Below are 16,615 nucleotides of genomic sequence, written 5' to 3'. Positions count from 1 at the left end.
CACTTTTTTATTATTTACACAACAATGTTATGTAATAGTAACTAGAACTACAGATTTCAGAACGACTATGTTACCAAATTTTGAAATTATTTCTTATTTCACAAAACAGAAAAACAGATTAAAAAGCATTTTTGTTAAGTATTTAATCTGGATGCATTTTTTTAATTACGAATTAGTATGAGAGCTACTTATTCTGATAATTTAACTACGTTAAAAAACAGCAATATGCAATCAGTAATGATCAGCAATCGATTTATACTAGTGATAGTTGCCTTTAGTGTGAGTTTTGGTCTTAGCCTTGTCCCAAGCTGGGATTTTAATAAAGCTTTTCTCACAGGTGTAATTACTGCCGCTACTATCTATACTACAGCATTATTCATAGATAAGCGACGCAGAAATTATGAAATGTTTGTCTTAGGTTCTCTCCGCAAGCGAATTAAAGATATGGAGGGATTAAAGGCTCGTATTGTCAGGGAAGTCAATCAAATCGAAGAACATCATAATTTATTGTACGCTGAATCACAACAACTGCAAAATCAAGTTATAGAAAGCCGCAACCAAAGGGATAGTCTACATCGAGAATTAAGAACATTTGCAGGACAAAAAAAGCAGTTAGAAACCGAAATTAGTAGCCTGCAAACTGAAATTAATAATTTGCAGAACAATCAAACAGAATTGAACAATGCTTTTTCTGTACTCACAGCTGAGAAGCGCCGTCTAGAGTCAAATTGTAATGTATCTCGCGCTGAAATCGCCCAGTTACAAAGTCAAATTTCCCAACTCCAACAGGAGAAACAAGAAGTTGAAAGCAATTTAACTCTTTTAGGCAGACTAAAACCCCAATTAGAAGAAAAACTATACGAACTACGAATTGCAATTCAAGAGCTAGAAGTTGAGACAACCCAAAAAAATCAATTGCTGATAGCGACAAAAACCGAAAGAGAAAATATCCAAGTTATCCTGAACTCTTCACAGACCCTAATAGCAGAACAAAAAACTGAATTACAGCAGTTGCAAGGGCAAATTTCATTATTGCAAGAAGAACGAGATTCATTGCAAAATCAAGTATGGGAATTACTCCAACAACTAGAAACCTTCAATCCAGAACCTTTGGCGGATAATTCCCAAGAAGAAGATACTGAATTGTTTCCTTTTTCTGAAATAATGGAAACTTCAGCAATCATAGAAAATTCGGATGTTGATACATCAGAGAATATACCTGAAGAATGGACTAATTTTTTAGAAAATCTCCCAGGATACGAACTACAAGTATTAAAAGCTATAGTCGATCAAGATAATCCCAATGCTGCTATTAAAAAAATTGCCGAAGCAAACATCACTATGCCAAATCTCTTAATCGATTCTATAAATGAACGAGCAAATGATACTATTGGTGAATTAATAATTAACACAGATTCGGAAAGTCTAGAGGTTTATCCTGAGAATATTATCCATGTCAAAAAAATGATTGCAATGCATGAAAGTCTCATGGCTAGACATGCTTCGTCAAATTAAATTATTATTGCCGTCGTCAGATTAGTATAAGGTGAATATGTATCTTATCTATCTACTGCGTGCTTCTGCGTTTAGAATAAAGTGAAATTTAAGACATGGCAAAGCTCAAAATCTCGAAAAAAATCTCCACTGCTTTAATCAATTCCCTTGGTGCGGGGGTAGTACCAAGAGTGGGAGTTGAATATATAGCAGTAGGTCGAGAAAAAGAACTAAAAAGCCTATTACAAAATCTTGATGATATTGCAGAAGGTGTCGCAGCATTTCGCTTCATAATTGGTAACTACGGTTCTGGGAAAAGTTTTTTACTACAACTAATTCGTAACCGAGCGATGGAGCAAGGTTTTGTAGTAGCTGATGCTGATTTATCCCCTGAACGCCGATTAGCTGGAAGCAACAATGAAGGTGTAGCTACCTATCGAGAATTAATGAGCCACCTAGCTACAAAAACTCGTCCTGATGGTGGTGCTTTAGTCTCGATTTTAGAAGGATGGATTAATAAAATTCAACAAGAAGTGGTTAAAGAAACTGAAATGCGTCCAAATGACGATGGTTTTGATGACCAAGTTGAATCGAAAATTAGGGAAGTAGTTCAGTATATTGAAGATTTAGTTCACGGTTTTGATTTTGGTAGCGTGATTATCGCTTATTGGCGTGGCTATCGAATGGATGATGATAATTTAAAAAATGCAGCGATGCGCTGGTTGCGGGGAGAATTTACTACTAAAGTTGAGGCGAAAGCAGCTTTAGGAGTGCGGGTCATTATTGATGATGATAGTTGGTATGACTATATAAAACTGTTTGCAAAGTTTGTCGCTGAGATTGGCTATAAAGGACTGTTAATTTTAGTTGATGAAGCTGTACACATATATCAAATATCTACTACAGTCACACGGGAAAAGAACTATAATCGACTCCTCGCAATGTTTAACGATACCATGCAATGTAAAGCAGAACATCTGGGTATTGTTGTTGGTGGAACAACTAAGTTTTTAGAAGACCCCAAACGGGGACTTTTTGCAGACCAAGCTTGGCAAAGACGCACAAAAGAAAGTCGTTTCGTAACACAAGCTAATGTTCAAGAACATTTAGGGCCAGTGATTCGGCTAAATCCGTTAAGTGAAGGAGAAATCTTGACGCTTCTGCAACGTTTAGCTGAGATTCATGCACTCAATTTTGGCTATGAACAGACTTTGACAAATCGTGAGTTGAAAGAGTTTGTGCAAGAAATTATTAATCGCTTGGGTGCAGAAGCATTAATGACACCAGGGGAAATTGTGCGAGATTTTATGAGTGTGCTGAATATTCTTCACCAAAATCCAGGGATTGTGTTTGGTGAATTAATTCACGGCTCTAAATTTAAACCTACTGCTATGGGTAAAGATGCAGATGTGGATGAGGATGGTGCAGCCGAATTTAGTCTGTAATTAATAATGAAGACACTAAGCCAAAAGAACAAGCAGATTGAAAAACTTTCTTGAGAATATTATTTAAATCTTTAGTTTTGGGTGACACTTTGCAAAGTTGGTAAGTTCTTCCACATTTAACTTGAGAGGGTTAACACGATTAAACTCTGGAAACTCGATACTACTTTGCTGATAACTCTAGCGACTAATATCGTCATCTGTGTGATGCCATTTCAAATACTAATGAGTAAAGCTTTAAAAAAAGTCGAAATTTCTCATCAAATTCATCTGTTTTCAGGATTGGTTAAAATAGCTTTTGGTTGATTAGCATTAAATAGAGAAGCAGACAACAGAATAATCGGTTTGTTTGTTTGGTTTTCTCCATAATGAACCATTCCGGCAGATTCACCTAAAGCATCTCCCACTGTAAGCTGTATAGTTTTCCCTTTTTGAAGAATGAATTCTGTGCCGTTAGCTTTCGTTACTTTAGCTTCTCCTTCCACAACAGCATAAGTTAAAGTTCCCGCCTCTACTCGTTCAATCTGCATTCCCGGATGAGTATGAGTAGGGAGTTTTGCCCTTGGTGCGATGGTATAGCGTACAAGCTCAAGAATCTGCTTTTTATCTTGAGTAGGATAACCACTCGCTAAAACTTCACGGGTAACAGATTGAGTGTAAGTATTGGGTGAGAACGTTTCTTGGTTATTAACAACTACACTGCCAAAAGCTAGAATAGCTAAGGGGAAAATCAGCGACAGTTTTCTCATATTAAAAGTTTTTTATTTGGGTAATACCTTTAATCAAATCATAATTTGGGATGAGTTAAACCGTGCAGATGGTACTCTGGTTGAGATTAAACTGACTGCGTTGTTTACCGCCGCAGGCATCGCAACAACTTAAATATTCATAAGTAACGTTAAAGCTATGAATTTTTGTAAGAAATCTATTGCAAACCAGTTGCGATCGCCTCAAATTGCTGCCAACAAAGGTACAATGCACGCGGTACGTGAAAACATCCTTTCCATTTGCCGCCTTTGAGGTTCAACAATACTTCCCCACGCCGATTGAGATAGCCAAACCATTCACCGTATTCTGCATCGGCAAAGTGTGACCAGGTGTAATCGTGCATTTTTTGATACCATTCCCAACACACCTCACGCCCGGTCAGGCGATAGCCCATTGCTAATGCAACCAATGACTCTAGATGAACCCACCACAGCTTTTGATCCCATTCCAGTTGTTGTGGAGGATGACCGTCTGCATCCATAAAGTAATACAATCCGCCGTACTCGCTATCCCAAGCAAAATTCAGGATATTTAGCACCACATCCACGGCTTGGTTAATAGTTTTGGTATCGTTTTTCCGACGCGCAATGTCCATGATAAACCACATAGCTTCGATACCGTGACCTGGATTAATCAGCCTTCCCTCAAAACAATCTATGTGGGAACCATCAGGGGCAACGTTTTCGTACATTAGTCCCCGTTTTGAGTCGAGAAAATCGGTCATCACTTCGTGGACAGTCTCAGCCAGGACATTTTCTAGTGTTTCCTTTGGCAGCAACCATTCCATTTCTAGAGTCAGGTTGGCTAAAATCATCGGTACAGCCAATGATTTCATAGGGCGTGTGTCAGGATAAGTTTTATTATATTTGCCTTTCGGGTTATCTTTGCGGCGTAATACGTTGTTATATGCTTGCATCGCCACATCCTTTGCCCATTCTTCGCCGCCAGCAAGTGCATATTGACTAAATGCCATCGCTGCAAAGCAGTCAGAAAAGATATTATAAGGTTGAACCAGTGGTTTTCCTTCACAAGTGAGGGCAAAGTACCAGTTACCATCACTATCTCTGCCATGTTGGGCGAGAAAATTAGCGCCGTTGCTGGCAATTTTTAGCCAGTTTTCGCGTTTTTCTAGCTGGTTGCAAAGCATAGAAAAAGTCCACACCTGGCGGTTTTGCAGCCAGATGAATTTGTCTGTATCATAAATTTTGCCTTCGCGATCGAGGCAGGTGAAATAGCCGCCTTGCTGCCAATCGAGAGAATATTTTTCCCAAAATGGGAGTACGTCGTTGAGGAGAGCGTTTTTGTAAAGTTCAGCGTAGGCGTAGCCAGCTGGAGGCATCGCTTGAAAGTCCTTCTCCATAAATTTCCTCCTCTTTTGTGCCAAAACCAACAGCTTAACAGTTATCACATTTTGGCTCAAACATGAAGCGTAGGCGTAGCCCGTCGTAGATATCGCCTCAGTCTCTTACAAGATTTAGCCAGCAGAAGCTATACTTCTATCTTGCGCCATTCTCAATAACCGTAGGGTAAGCATTATAGTATCAGCTCTACAAGTTTTTTAGATATGAGGTTGTTATGAGTCAGATTGAACGAGTTGCGATCGTTGGAGGAAACCACGGTAATGAGTTAACAGGAGTATATCTAGTCAAAAAGTTTCAGCAGTATCCTAATTTAATTAACAGAGGAAGTTTTGAAACTCTGGCATTACTTGGCAATCTCAAAGCTATTGAAGAAGGCAAGCGATACATTGAGAAAGATTTAAATCGTTGCTTCACTAATCAAAGCTTACAAAATACCCAACTCTCAAGTTACGAAGATACGCGGGCAAAAGAAATTCAACAGATATTGCAACCGCAAAATCTGCCTTTTGTGGATGTAATTATTGATTTGCACAGCACAACTGCCAACATGGGTTTAAGTCTGATTTTTTGTGATATGCACCCTTTCTTACTTCGGTTAGGCGCTTATTTGACTTCGATAAATCCGATGGTAAAGATTTTTATTAATCAACAATCTAGAGAAGGTGGTTTTCTCCGTTCTTTGTGCGAATTGGGTTTTGTGATAGAAGTTGGTGCTGTAGCTCAAAATATCTTAAACGCCGAATTATTTCAGCAAACAGAGCAACTTATGTATGCAATTTTAGACTATTTTGAAGGTTGCAACCAAGGTAATATTCCGCAGTCAAATAGTACGATTACATTCTATCAATACATTGAGACGATCGATTATCCTAGAAGCGATGCCTACGACGGGCTGCACCTACATGGAGAGATTCAAGCCATGATTCATCCCCAGCTTCAGTTTCGGGATTATGAACCTCTGCATCCAGGCGATCCAATGTTTCTGACTTTTGCAGGAAAAGATATTTTCTATGAGGGAGCGTCTACTGTTTATCCTGTTTTTATTAATGAAGCAGCTTACTACGAGAAAGGAATTGCGATGTATCTAAGCCAAAAACATCAAGAGGTAGTTTAATTTGTTCGCCCTTCTAACCAAGATTGCAAATCAGCCAAAGTAGTAAAATCAAGCAATGCCTCGCTCAAATCTACGAGAACAGGCAAAGATAAACCAGAAATGGAGGATCGCATTTCCTCAGACAGTTTTCCAAGCCGCTTAGTTAATTGTCGGGAAATAGCATTAGCCATCGCTTCTCGTCCTTCTTCTCGCCCTTCTTCTCGTCCTTCTTCTCGTCCTTCTTCTCGTCCTTCTTCCTTGATTTCTCGATAAACTCTCGTTTGCTGTAGTGTTATTCCTAGCATAGACTCTACCTCCGCTTGGCTCAATTGTTCAAATCTGTACATCATTATTGTCGTCACTATTTCTATTATGACGCGACCCTCTGCTAATGGTACTTCTTGATCAGTTCTTGTTAACAAATACCTTGCTTCTTCAGGTGCTTCTTCTTCCTCTATCGTAGTTAGTACCATCAGTGCTACCCATAAAGGTAATTGGCGAATATCCCCCAATTCATCCAAATACACCCGATGCACTTGGTTACTATTGAGCAATCCTCGATGAGGATAAATGTTACTTTGTTCGGTATTGCGAGATGGATAAATTACAACTGCTTGCCAGTCGTTAAATCTGGTGCGGTTGCGGTAGAAATATAGTGAAGATTCAGCAAATACTCTTTCATAAAGCTGTTCATCCTTTTGAAACTGTACTTCACAAAAATATACAACTCCAGGAGTCTCGCTTTCTGGTAGGAGAAATACCCCATCAATTTCAAATTTGGGTTCCTTGACAGCTACCGAATCAAATCGATAAGCATCTGCATTTGTTGGTGGATTTGTCAAGAGTTCAAATAAGAGAGTGGGGGATTGTTGAAACAGTTTGTAAAAAATTGAGTCTCGACGCATGGAGCATTTTATCTGATTAAATCTGCGATACATTTAATCACATATTCTTGTACATATAGCAATCCTGAATAAACAAGATCCCCGACTTCTTTTAGAAGTCGGGGATCTGTGGCTTGGTTAAGCTTACAGGTAATTGCTGTAAATACTCACCCCGCCAGCCGATACATAATCACTTTTCCTTTCCAATTTTCTTCCACAAATACTAAATACTCACCATTTGAACGACGAAAAGCCCGGATACCGTATGGTATATCAATCCAGCCACTTTCGCTGCCAACTTCTGGGCCTGGTTTTAACAGTTGTACTTGCACTCCCGTCTTGGCATTGTAGACATATACCTCTGCGGTTTTGACTGTCACGGCAAATACATAGTCTCCCGCCACACTCATAGCCGCCGTAGATACTTCGCGTTGGCCAGTGGTGTCGTAGGGAATCACAATTCGCCACTTGGGAGTACGATTTCCTTTACTCCAGTTGTCAAAACGGGCAATCTCAGATCCAGCAACTCCAGCATCGTCACCGAATGCAGGGTGATCTACTGTAAAGCCTGACAAATACATACTATCTGTTTCGGGGAAATATTCGATTCGCCGCAAGTCGTTAAATATGTTGGGAGTAGTTTGCTTTTCTATCGAACTATAGCTATAGATGGGGTTGCCTTTAGGATCTATTCCCTGTAAAGGATAGTGTCGAATGCCATCTTCGGTTCGCAAAGCTTTCCAAACATCTCCTTTGCTGTCTACCCACCAGCCGCCGATATAGGGATAATCTTTGCTGGTATCATATTCGTCCTTTTCAAATTTGCCATTTCCGTTGCGATCGCGCCAGATCCATTCCCCTTTTTCTGGTTGATGCGGTGGCCAATTTCCCTTGATAAATGGTTTATCGGCGCTATTTGTACCAACAAACATTCCGGCTGGGATGGCTACTTTGCCATCTGTGTCTGGGTTAAAACGATATATTTGCAGAAAGCTGTTATACATATCTGTGAGAAACAAAAACGGCTTCCCTTGGATGCGGCGAACAAAGGTTCCATCTGGCGATGTATGCAGACGTGGATCTTGAGGATATTTGAAAGCATTTAAAGTGTAGGCTTTGTAAGTCCATTGCTTACCAGCAGCCTTACTGTAATCCATCAGATAGTGTTCTTGTTTGGTGAATACATCTACACCATCAGTTTTAGGATCGGCATCTGCATTATCGACGAATATCAATCCTAGCGATCGCCACATGAGTTTTCCTGATGGCGAAAATTTCCGCAAATCTGTTCCTGATTTGTTGAAACCATTACTATTTATATAGATATTACCGGAAGCATCTACACCGACTCCGGTAAGTCCATAAAGTTTCAAATCTCGAACTTCACCAGCAACTCCTGCATAGATACCGCCTTTACAGCCGAAACTACCTGTTTGTACTGGCTGATCTTTGATGTCATAAATCAACATCTGCTGACGCGGCCCATTTTCTGCCACTAACAGCTTACCTTGATGATTAATTGCGATCGCAGATGGTTCAATGATATCTGCAATCTCTTGGGGTAATTGCTTTCCACTCTGGGAATAATGTAAAATTTTCGCAGGCTTACCACCATTTTTACTTTGAATAATCCACAGATTTTTTTGTGGATCAATAGTTATTGCTCCGGGATTCGCAACGGTAAAGCTGCGGAGTTCCTTCATCGTATCAGTATCATAAACACGAATCCGGTTAGCAGCAAAATCACTCACATACAACTCGCTTCCCAAAGTTGCTAATCCAGTAACTTCACTTTTAGTACTGGTAATCAACATACTTTTATCCCAACCACGCCCATTCGGAAACGGCGCAGGTTTTCCTGTCAAGTCATAACGCCTAACGGAATACCAAGTTGTTCCTTCTGGTGGGTAATCTTCTTTTGTATTGCCCCTCGAACCTTGAGTCATGGCAATGTAAATATATTTACTATTTGCTGTTACAGCTTTGCCACCACCACGACTCCAGCCGTGAGTATCCCCAAGAGCACCAATAACTTTACCATCTTTATAGATTCCTGCTTCTGTTCCTGCTTCATCCCAATGGCTGTTGGTATAAACTGTGCCATCAGGAGTAACATACATGCCCTCAATATTGTTTTGTATCCGCAGATTTCCACTGCCAATAGTATTACCTATCCACGATGTTTTATAGGTAAGCGTGGGTGTTCCGGTTGTTGCCCAATCTGTTGTAATACCAATGGTAGTAACAATGACTCCAACAGTCAGGCTGAGTAAAAAATTAAAAGTTTTACTTCTTTGTAAATATCTAGGTTTAGATAATTTTTTGATGTGCTGATTGAGCTTGCGACGGAGTTTTTCTAACTTCGTCAGTAATTTATTTATCATATATTTTTTCAGCTTTTAATTATTTATATACAATCAGTATTTATAAAATCCGTACAAAAATATAACTATTTTTAACTGGGTAAGATATAGATTATGTAAGGATATCGCATCTAAAAGTTTTGAATTAATCATTAATATTTATTCTTCGTATTATTTTTTACTTCTTTACAAGTAAAAATGGTAAACATTAATACAAAATTATTTGATATTAATTTATTCTAAGTGGTTTTTCCTTTCCCTATATACCTCTGACCTTCCTTGACTTCCAGGTATCATATATGTTGTAGTCGGTATTCTCTAGTTAATAAAAATACAGGCTTTAATTCCTTGTTGACGTTGGGATATAAATAGTTTATAAATTGGTGTTCTATAAAAAATATTATTGGTAATGTGGATTTGGAAGTTATTGTGATTTAGATTTTGATAAAAACTACTGTAGAGAAACATATCAATTTTTCTCTCTGCATCGAAAGTGTAAAGTTTTCATATTGTTATTCAAAAATGCTCAAGAATTATAGGATACAGATTAATGGAAAATAAGAAAGAGGATTTGGGTTCGGCATCTATTCTTACCCTTGGATTAGGCTGGTTTCCCAAAAGTCCTGGAGGATTAGAAAGGTATATTTATGAACTAACTCATAAATTAGCAGCAAATAAAGACCAGGTTGAATTATGTGGGGTCGGTTTACCAGAGGATGAAATAAATTCGCCAATTAAGCTGACTAACTTAGCTTCTGTTGATAGTCCTATTTGGCAAAGATTATGGTCAATTCGCAGTAATTTTCAGAAAACAAGAATAAGCAAACCAGATGCTATTAATTTGCACTTTGCATTATATAGCTTTCCTATTTTAGATATTTTGCCAAAGGGAGTACCAGTTACTTTTAACTTTCATGGCCCTTGGGCTTCTGAGAGTCAGCAAGAGGTTGTTAATAAAAACCTCAGTCTTTTGATCAAACACTGGCTAATAGAACAAAAGACTTATAATCGCTGCGATCGCTTCATAGTTTTGAGCAAAGCATTTGGTAAAATTCTACATGATAAATATCAAGTACCGTGGAGCAAAATTAATATTATTCCTGGTGGAGTTGATATTAACTGGTTTCAGCCAAATTTATCACCCCCGGAGGCTTGTACAAAGCTAGGCTGGCCAACTAATCGCCGGATAATATTTACATCCCGCCGCTTAGTACATCGAACCGGAGTTGACAAATTATTGCAAGCACTGGCTATAATTAAGCCCAGAATACCAGATGTTTGGCTAGCGATCGCAGGTCGTGGTCACATTCAAACCGCACTACAACAACAGGCTACAGAATTAGGACTAGATGACAACGTTAAATTTTTAGGTTTTCTACCTGATGAGCAATTACCTATAGCTTACCAAGCTGCTGAATTGACTATTATGCCTAGTCAATCTTTTGAAGGATTTGGATTAGTAATAGTTGAGTCTCTAGCCTGTGGTACTCCTGTTTTATGTACCCCAGTTGGAGGAATGCCAGAAATTTTATCAGAATTTTCACCAGATTTAATTACTACTTCAACAGAAGCCTCAGCTATTGCTGAAAAATTAGAGCAAGCACTTTTGGGAAATATCTCTATCCCTTCACGATCAGCCTGTCGCCAGTACGCAACTACACACTACGACTGGAATCAAATTGCCAAACAAGTACGCAATATTTTATTAGCTTAAACAAGTGATGGTAATAACTGACTTTTTAAGTTATGTGGAAAAATCCACGAAAAACCTAACCCCCTTCCCGACGCGGGAAAGGGGAAAATTCAAAGTCTCTCTCCTTTTAGGAGAGAGATTTAGAGAGAGGTTTTCCAGATGCCAGATTGTAATAGATATTAGCAACACTACGTGGATCAAACTAGATAAAATAGAGGTTAAATGAAAATTTTTTTCCTAGACCAAAGCGGTAAACCAGGCGGTGCCGAATTATGCTTAATAGATATTGCTAAACCTTATGGCGATCGCGCTTTAGTAGGTTTATTTGCAGATGGCCCATTTAAACATTTACTACAGCAAAATCATATTCCAGTAGAAGTTATCGCTACTCAAGTAATCCAAGTTCGCAAAGAAAGCAGTTTGGTACAAGGATTAAAGAGTTTGAGACAACTTGCACCTCTGATTACTAAGGTAGTCAAAAAAGCCCGTGAATACGATTTAATCTATGCCAATACTCAAAAAGCGTTAGTTGTAGGAGCATTAGCAAGTTTTTTCAGTCGTCGTCCTCTGGTTTATCATTTACATGATATTCTTTCCAAAGAACATTTTAGCCAAACTAATCTTCGCATTGCTGTTAACTTAGCTAATCGTTTTGCATCATTAATAATTGCTAATTCCCAAGCTAGTAAGATAGCCTTTGTGCAAGCAGGAGGACGCCCAGATATTATTGAGGTTGTCTATAACGGCTTTAATCCAAAAACTTATCAAACTGATGAGTCTGAAATTAAGCAACTACAGCAACAATTAGGATTACAAGGAAAATTTGTAGTCGGACACTTTAGCCGTCTTGCACCTTGGAAAGGGCAGCATATTTTAATTGATGCTCTTGCTAAATGCCCGTCAGAAGTGACAGCAATTTTAGTCGGTGATGCACTGTTTGGTGAACAAGATTACGTCCAAAAGTTACACCAACAAGTTGCCCAATTGGGATTAGAACACCGCGTCAAATTTTTAGGATTTCGTTCTGATATTCCCCAGCTAATGACAGCTTGTGACTTGGTGGCACATACTTCTACTTCGCCAGAACCCTTTGGTAGAGTGATTGTAGAGGCGATGCTATGTGGAAAACCTGTAGTTGCAGCAAAAGCTGGGGGTGCAACGGAATTGGTAGAACATGGACTTAATGGTTTTCTAGTGACACCAGGAGAACCCCAGGAACTTGCACAAGTAATTATCACCTGTCTTCAAGAGACAGAAATAACTGCAACTATAGCCAATAATGCTCGTACTATGGCTAGTGGGCGTTTTGATGTGGCAATTATTAATCAGCAAATTTCCCAACTGCTGTCCCACAGATTCTAGTGGTCTATCGCATTAATTTTGCTGGGCTAAGAACCCCGACTTCTTAAAGAAGTCGGGGTTCTGACCACCCTAAGCACTTCAGTGCTTAAAAATTCAGGACTGAAGTCCTGACTACGAACTTAGTAATGCAGATATTCTAGGCGATCGCATGCATCGCATCAAGCCGCTTCCCGCAGTTGTGGTTGTGACGGCACACTCACCTCTGGAAATGAAAGCGAGAGTTGTTCGGCTTGAGGTACTGCGGCTTGCTGCAAAACTTGAACTTCGATATTCACGCTCACCAAATAACTACCTGTATCAGCACCAACTGCTTCGGCAATTAGTTTAGCAATGTCTGGGCGTTTGGCAGTCAACGGGTCACGTAAAATACACCGATCCCATTCATGCTTGGCAGTCGGATTGAGGTTGAGAATATAATGCTTCATCATCGAACTAACCCTTGAATCCATCTTCCAGAAGGTTTTCACAGAGCCATTATGCATTTGGCTAGGCTTTGTGGACGCTCTCTCTATTATAGTATATTTGTACTAAGATGGGCGATATCTGAGTGAGAAAGTAGGGGATATAGACCAAAACACTTGTAGAGACGGAGATAAATCGCGTCTCGAAAACCCAAAATTTTTGCCAGTAGCCCTACACCATATTGGGAATAGACCATTAGTAGTAGTACAGAGGGGTGCATTAGCGATATTCCCGTGCTAGATCCCATCCCATTGTTTTGGAGGCTGTGTTTGAATTCAGAGGCGAATAATCAAAGCGCATCCTCTCCAACTTGGTAGCCAATTCCCAATCCCTAAAAATCTGCCCATAGGTAATTCCTAATAAAAAGCTATTGCAACTAAGCTTACAAAGCAACGCCTAATTTTTATATAAATCGCTATATGGTAGATATCTATATTATTGACCTATTTGTGATTGGTCTACTTTTGTTGATAGTCACATTAGCGTCAGGTTTAATTGCTCGCTTACCTCTTTCTTTTGCAATTATCTACCTACTTGTTGGCATTTTTCTAGGCCCTTATAGTTTAGGTCTAATTCAATTACGTCAAGATGAAGCTTTCAACGCCGAATTACTAGAGAAAATAACAGAACTTGTAGTAATTATTTCTGTATTTAGCTGCGGCTTAAAAATTGTTCGCCCATTAAGGTTAAAGGTTTGGGATATTACGGTGCGATTGATTGTCTTTCTGATGCCAATTTCAATTTTTGCTTTGGCTGGTGTAGGTAAATTGTTTTTAGGAATGAATTGGGGAGAAGCAATTTTATTAGGAGCAATTCTCGCACCAACAGATCCAGTCTTAGCATCAGAAGTACAACTGACCAATACAAGCGACCAAGATGAATTGAGATTTGGTTTAACTTCTGAAGGTGGGTTAAATGATGCTTTAGCTTTTCCCTTCGTTTATTTTGGCATTCATGCGTTAGAAGATGATAACTGGAGTAACTGGTTTAAACAGTGGATTACGGTTGATTTAATTTGGGCGATCGCAGTTGGTATTATTATGGGAATTGCTGTTGCTAAACCAATAGTTTGGATTGACGAAAAAATTCAAAAGCGTCTCCCTTCCGATAAAATAATGGAAGATTTTATTGCCATCAGCATAATTTTGCTAACTTATTCATTAACAGAAGTAGTTAATGGCTATGGATTTCTGGCAGTATTTGTAGCTGGGTTAGTCGTTCAACGCAGTTACAAAAATCCTGAAAAACCGCTAGCACAATTAGAATTTATAGAACGACTTGAAAAGCTGCTAGAAGTTGGAACAATTTTACTGTTGGGTTCAATATTATTATTGCAACCAATGCTCAATTATGCTGTGCAATCTTTGATAGTGATAATTTCATTATTTTTGATCATCAGACCTTTAGGAGTTTGGATTAGCACAATCGGTAAAAGCCCTCTAGAATCACGCCGTAGAAGTATGCATCCAGGAACTCGTTTGTTATTTGGATGGTTTGGGATTCGCGGTGTTGGCTCTTTATACTATCTCGCCTATGCCTTTGGTCATGGCTTAAAAGGTGAGGCTGCCGAAAAAATTGCTTGGATAACTTATACTACGATTGTAGTCTCTGTGATTGTGCATGGAATTAGTGCAACTCCATTAATGCAGTGGTATGAGCGCAATCTTTCCAATCAAACAAAAACCACTTCATAAATGTAGGGTGTGTTATGCCAATAACACACCCTACATTTATGTGGCCTACTATCGGCGATTACACAACCGACAATTTAATTTTATTAACTATTTACCTGTCACTTTTTCAATCACTTCTTTCGCTTTTTCACCAAAACTTTCTGGAGGATTTTGTTCTTTCTCAGCCTTCAAATTCCTTTCGTAAGCCTTCTCAATAGTATTAAGGTTGGTTGAATCTTTTTTTGCTTGCTCATAAGCTTTTTGTCGATCTTCTTCTCGAACGCCAACACCTGGGTCATATTCATAAGCACGATTAACTTTTTCTTCAGAATTTGGTTTGTAGTCTGGAGGTATTAGCTTCAATTCTTCAAGAGTAGTTGCATGACTAGCTTGCTGACCGACAATAAATGAACCTGACAAGCTGATGAAAACCATCAAGCCAACAACCAAAATACTAGAAAATGCTTGTTTGAAAGTTAATACAATTTTTTGCATTGAGAAATTCTCCTATTTTATTTTATGAGTCTTTTTAGTGTATAAATAGATTCGATACTCAAGACTCACAGGCATACTAAATGTTTGAGTACAGTTATTACTTCTACCGCAGGATATATTAATTTTTAGTTATAGTTCCTTTATTTTAGTTTAGTGGGATTTTACACCAATACGGTTCAGTTAGGCATGAAAACCTTAAGCTGCGTAAGTTGGGTTTCGCTATTGCTCAACCCAACCTACTATTTTTCTTAATCGGAGCGTATTAAGCTATAACCAACTGTAATTAATTTTAATGCCTCGGCTTTGCATTGCCTCTTCAAATAAATTTGTTGGTAGTGCTTCTTCCACAGCAAAAACACCTGGTTTATTGAGTTTGCCTTCTAGCAATAATTGGGCAATACTACCTGTACCGCAACCAGAAGCCATCGCTGTATTTTCATGCACTATAGTTGAACAATAAACAGCAGTTTTACCATTTTTTTGCCCTGTAACTTCTGAACGAACTGCTACACCAATTCCACTAAAATTATTAGTGACATCTGTCATTGAATGGCTGACATGAGACAGAAATTCAATCATGTAACGTCGCTGCATTAACCACTTGGGAAAAATGTGTGCTGCAATCCAAGTTAGATGATTGTAAAAATCGGGAACAGAGCCAAACTTAGTAATTACAGTTTTTACTGATGGGAAAGCATGGGGCAGTGTAAAGGTTTCTGGCATATCAAACCAGTAAACTCCGCTACGTCTATATGGGGATGGAAACTCAACTACTTCCCTTTCACTGTAAGGCTTGACTATTTCCCATTTTCCATCTATCCAAGCCTCAAAAGGATACTGCAACCCTAGAAAAGTTGTCCGCATCACTGTAATGCCAGCACCGCCAGAACCAGAAACTAAATAACTTAAATGGATCTTTTCTGGTTGATCAAATTGTTCAACTCCCTGACGTACCATGCTATTAGAAATACCAGGGAAAATACCAGTATTAATAATTGCTGTCACACCAGCAGCAGCAGCTTGTTCATGATAACTGAGAGCCTTGCTGGTATAGGAGCGATGATCGCTGACATCTAGATAATTAACGCCTTGAGCAATACAGGTTTCGAGAACATTAGTATCTCGATAGTGAAATGGACCAGCACAATGGATGACTAAGTTAGAGTTTGCGATCGCATCTCGCAGCTTGTCAACTTCTACTAAGTCCAATATCAAAAACTGTACTTGTCCTCCCGAAGACAAGCTAACAGCCCTTCCAAACTCCGCAGAACGTCCAGTAATTGTAATTTTTGCCTGCGTATGGGTAGCTAGATCCTGAGCAACACTGCTACCAATCCGCCCTCGTCCACCAAGAATTAAAACGCTGTCTGTCATTACTCCAAATTCGCAAGACTAACCTTATTTCATCAGTTTTGTGTCCTGTTTGCCATCGGTTATAAGTATGATTTATACAAGTTAACGAAATTTCTGCTACAAAGATGTTACCAAAGACGTACATTCAGTAAATCGCAAAGTTTTCCTCAAG

The 16,615-nt window shown here is 39.0% G+C and carries 13 protein-coding genes; 6 read left to right on the top strand and 7 right to left on the bottom strand.

The window, feature by feature from the left end:
* The first annotated feature begins 225 nt into the window (after window positions 1–225).
* Complete coding sequence (locus HUN01_RS14180) at window positions 226–1,515, top strand: tellurite resistance TerB C-terminal domain-containing protein (protein WP_181931816.1); 1,290 nt, start codon at window positions 226–228, stop codon at window positions 1,513–1,515.
* 95 nt (window positions 1,516–1,610) lie between these two features.
* The gene (locus HUN01_RS14175) at window positions 1,611–2,939 is read left to right on the top strand and encodes an ATP-binding protein (RefSeq protein ID WP_181931815.1); all 1,329 of its coding nucleotides are present in this window, start codon (window positions 1,611–1,613) and stop codon (window positions 2,937–2,939) included.
* A 263-nt stretch (window positions 2,940–3,202) separates the two neighbouring features.
* Here HUN01_RS14175 and HUN01_RS14170 read toward each other — a convergent pair whose 3' ends face one another.
* On the bottom strand, window positions 3,203–3,685 hold the full coding sequence (locus HUN01_RS14170) for a cupin domain-containing protein (protein WP_181931814.1): 483 nt from the start codon (window positions 3,683–3,685) through the stop codon (window positions 3,203–3,205).
* A 176-nt stretch (window positions 3,686–3,861) separates the two neighbouring features.
* On the bottom strand, window positions 3,862–5,064 hold the full coding sequence (locus tag HUN01_RS14165; protein WP_181931813.1) for a n-acyl-d-glucosamine 2-epimerase: 1,203 nt from the start codon (window positions 5,062–5,064) through the stop codon (window positions 3,862–3,864).
* A gap of 215 nt (window positions 5,065–5,279) precedes the next feature.
* Between HUN01_RS14165 and HUN01_RS14160 the strand changes: the two genes are divergently transcribed.
* Window positions 5,280–6,179, top strand: a complete 900-nt coding sequence (locus HUN01_RS14160; RefSeq protein WP_181931812.1) for an aspartoacylase — start codon at window positions 5,280–5,282, stop codon at window positions 6,177–6,179.
* Here the strand turns inward: HUN01_RS14160 and HUN01_RS14155 are convergent.
* Together HUN01_RS14155 and HUN01_RS14150 are read right to left on the bottom strand one after the other, a co-directional pair.
* The gene (locus HUN01_RS14155; protein ID WP_181931811.1) at window positions 6,176–7,063 is read right to left on the bottom strand and encodes an Rpn family recombination-promoting nuclease/putative transposase; all 888 of its coding nucleotides are present in this window, start codon (window positions 7,061–7,063) and stop codon (window positions 6,176–6,178) included. The two genes, HUN01_RS14160 and HUN01_RS14155, sit on opposite strands and share 4 nt — an antisense overlap.
* A gap of 146 nt (window positions 7,064–7,209) precedes the next feature.
* A complete protein-coding gene (locus tag HUN01_RS14150; RefSeq protein WP_181931810.1) occupies window positions 7,210–9,426 on the bottom strand; it encodes an NHL repeat-containing protein in 2,217 nt (738 codons plus the stop codon).
* A gap of 529 nt (window positions 9,427–9,955) precedes the next feature.
* Between HUN01_RS14150 and HUN01_RS14145 the strand changes: the two genes are divergently transcribed.
* Together HUN01_RS14145 and HUN01_RS14140 are read left to right on the top strand one after the other, a co-directional pair.
* Window positions 9,956–11,119 (top strand): glycosyltransferase family 4 protein, encoded by a 1,164-nt coding sequence (locus tag HUN01_RS14145; protein WP_181931809.1) that lies wholly within the window; start codon window positions 9,956–9,958, stop codon window positions 11,117–11,119.
* Between the two features lie 201 nt (window positions 11,120–11,320).
* Window positions 11,321–12,460: a glycosyltransferase gene (locus HUN01_RS14140; protein ID WP_181931808.1), complete on the top strand. Its 1,140-nt coding sequence runs from the start codon at window positions 11,321–11,323 to the stop codon at window positions 12,458–12,460.
* 158 nt (window positions 12,461–12,618) lie between these two features.
* Here HUN01_RS14140 and HUN01_RS14135 read toward each other — a convergent pair whose 3' ends face one another.
* The gene (locus HUN01_RS14135) at window positions 12,619–12,888 is read right to left on the bottom strand and encodes a hypothetical protein (RefSeq protein ID WP_069069307.1); all 270 of its coding nucleotides are present in this window, start codon (window positions 12,886–12,888) and stop codon (window positions 12,619–12,621) included.
* A 453-nt stretch (window positions 12,889–13,341) separates the two neighbouring features.
* On the opposite strand from HUN01_RS14135, the gene HUN01_RS14130 reads away from it, so the two are divergent.
* Window positions 13,342–14,616, top strand: coding sequence for a cation:proton antiporter (locus tag HUN01_RS14130; RefSeq protein ID WP_181931807.1), 1,275 nt, complete (start codon window positions 13,342–13,344; stop codon window positions 14,614–14,616).
* A gap of 87 nt (window positions 14,617–14,703) precedes the next feature.
* Here HUN01_RS14130 and HUN01_RS14125 read toward each other — a convergent pair whose 3' ends face one another.
* On the bottom strand, window positions 14,704–15,090 hold the full coding sequence (locus HUN01_RS14125) for a hypothetical protein (RefSeq protein ID WP_181931806.1): 387 nt from the start codon (window positions 15,088–15,090) through the stop codon (window positions 14,704–14,706).
* Between the two features lie 267 nt (window positions 15,091–15,357).
* Complete coding sequence (locus HUN01_RS14120) at window positions 15,358–16,464, bottom strand: saccharopine dehydrogenase family protein (RefSeq protein ID WP_181931805.1); 1,107 nt, start codon at window positions 16,462–16,464, stop codon at window positions 15,358–15,360.
* Window positions 16,465–16,615 lie beyond the last annotated feature (151 nt).

It is taken from the genome of Nostoc edaphicum CCNP1411, from assembly GCF_014023275.1.
In the GTDB taxonomy this organism is placed as follows: Bacteria; Cyanobacteriota; Cyanobacteriia; order Cyanobacteriales; family Nostocaceae; genus Nostoc; species Nostoc edaphicum_A.
Note: the sequence above shows the minus strand (reverse complement) of the source record. Positions and strands in the feature narration are given on the sequence as shown.

What these genes read in the sequence shown, in the direction of transcription:
- HUN01_RS14160 (WP_181931812.1), top strand. Translation starts at nt 5,280, where the DNA reads ATGAGTCAGATTGAACGAGTTGCGATCGTTGGAGGAAACCACGGTAAT.
- HUN01_RS14130 (WP_181931807.1), top strand. Translation starts at nt 13,342, where the DNA reads ATGGTAGATATCTATATTATTGACCTATTTGTGATTGGTCTACTTTTG.
- HUN01_RS14135 (WP_069069307.1), bottom strand. Translation starts at nt 12,888, where the DNA reads ATGATGAAGCATTATATTCTCAACCTCAATCCGACTGCCAAGCATGAA.
- HUN01_RS14140 (WP_181931808.1), top strand. Translation starts at nt 11,321, where the DNA reads ATGAAAATTTTTTTCCTAGACCAAAGCGGTAAACCAGGCGGTGCCGAA.
- HUN01_RS14150 (WP_181931810.1), bottom strand. Translation starts at nt 9,426, where the DNA reads ATGATAAATAAATTACTGACGAAGTTAGAAAAACTCCGTCGCAAGCTC.
- HUN01_RS14180 (WP_181931816.1), top strand. Translation starts at nt 226, where the DNA reads ATGCAATCAGTAATGATCAGCAATCGATTTATACTAGTGATAGTTGCC.
- HUN01_RS14120 (WP_181931805.1), bottom strand. Translation starts at nt 16,464, where the DNA reads ATGACAGACAGCGTTTTAATTCTTGGTGGACGAGGGCGGATTGGTAGC.
- HUN01_RS14170 (WP_181931814.1), bottom strand. Translation starts at nt 3,685, where the DNA reads ATGAGAAAACTGTCGCTGATTTTCCCCTTAGCTATTCTAGCTTTTGGC.
- HUN01_RS14145 (WP_181931809.1), top strand. Translation starts at nt 9,956, where the DNA reads ATGGAAAATAAGAAAGAGGATTTGGGTTCGGCATCTATTCTTACCCTT.
- HUN01_RS14155 (WP_181931811.1), bottom strand. Translation starts at nt 7,063, where the DNA reads ATGCGTCGAGACTCAATTTTTTACAAACTGTTTCAACAATCCCCCACT.
- HUN01_RS14125 (WP_181931806.1), bottom strand. Translation starts at nt 15,090, where the DNA reads ATGCAAAAAATTGTATTAACTTTCAAACAAGCATTTTCTAGTATTTTG.
- HUN01_RS14165 (WP_181931813.1), bottom strand. Translation starts at nt 5,064, where the DNA reads ATGGAGAAGGACTTTCAAGCGATGCCTCCAGCTGGCTACGCCTACGCT.
- HUN01_RS14175 (WP_181931815.1), top strand. Translation starts at nt 1,611, where the DNA reads ATGGCAAAGCTCAAAATCTCGAAAAAAATCTCCACTGCTTTAATCAAT.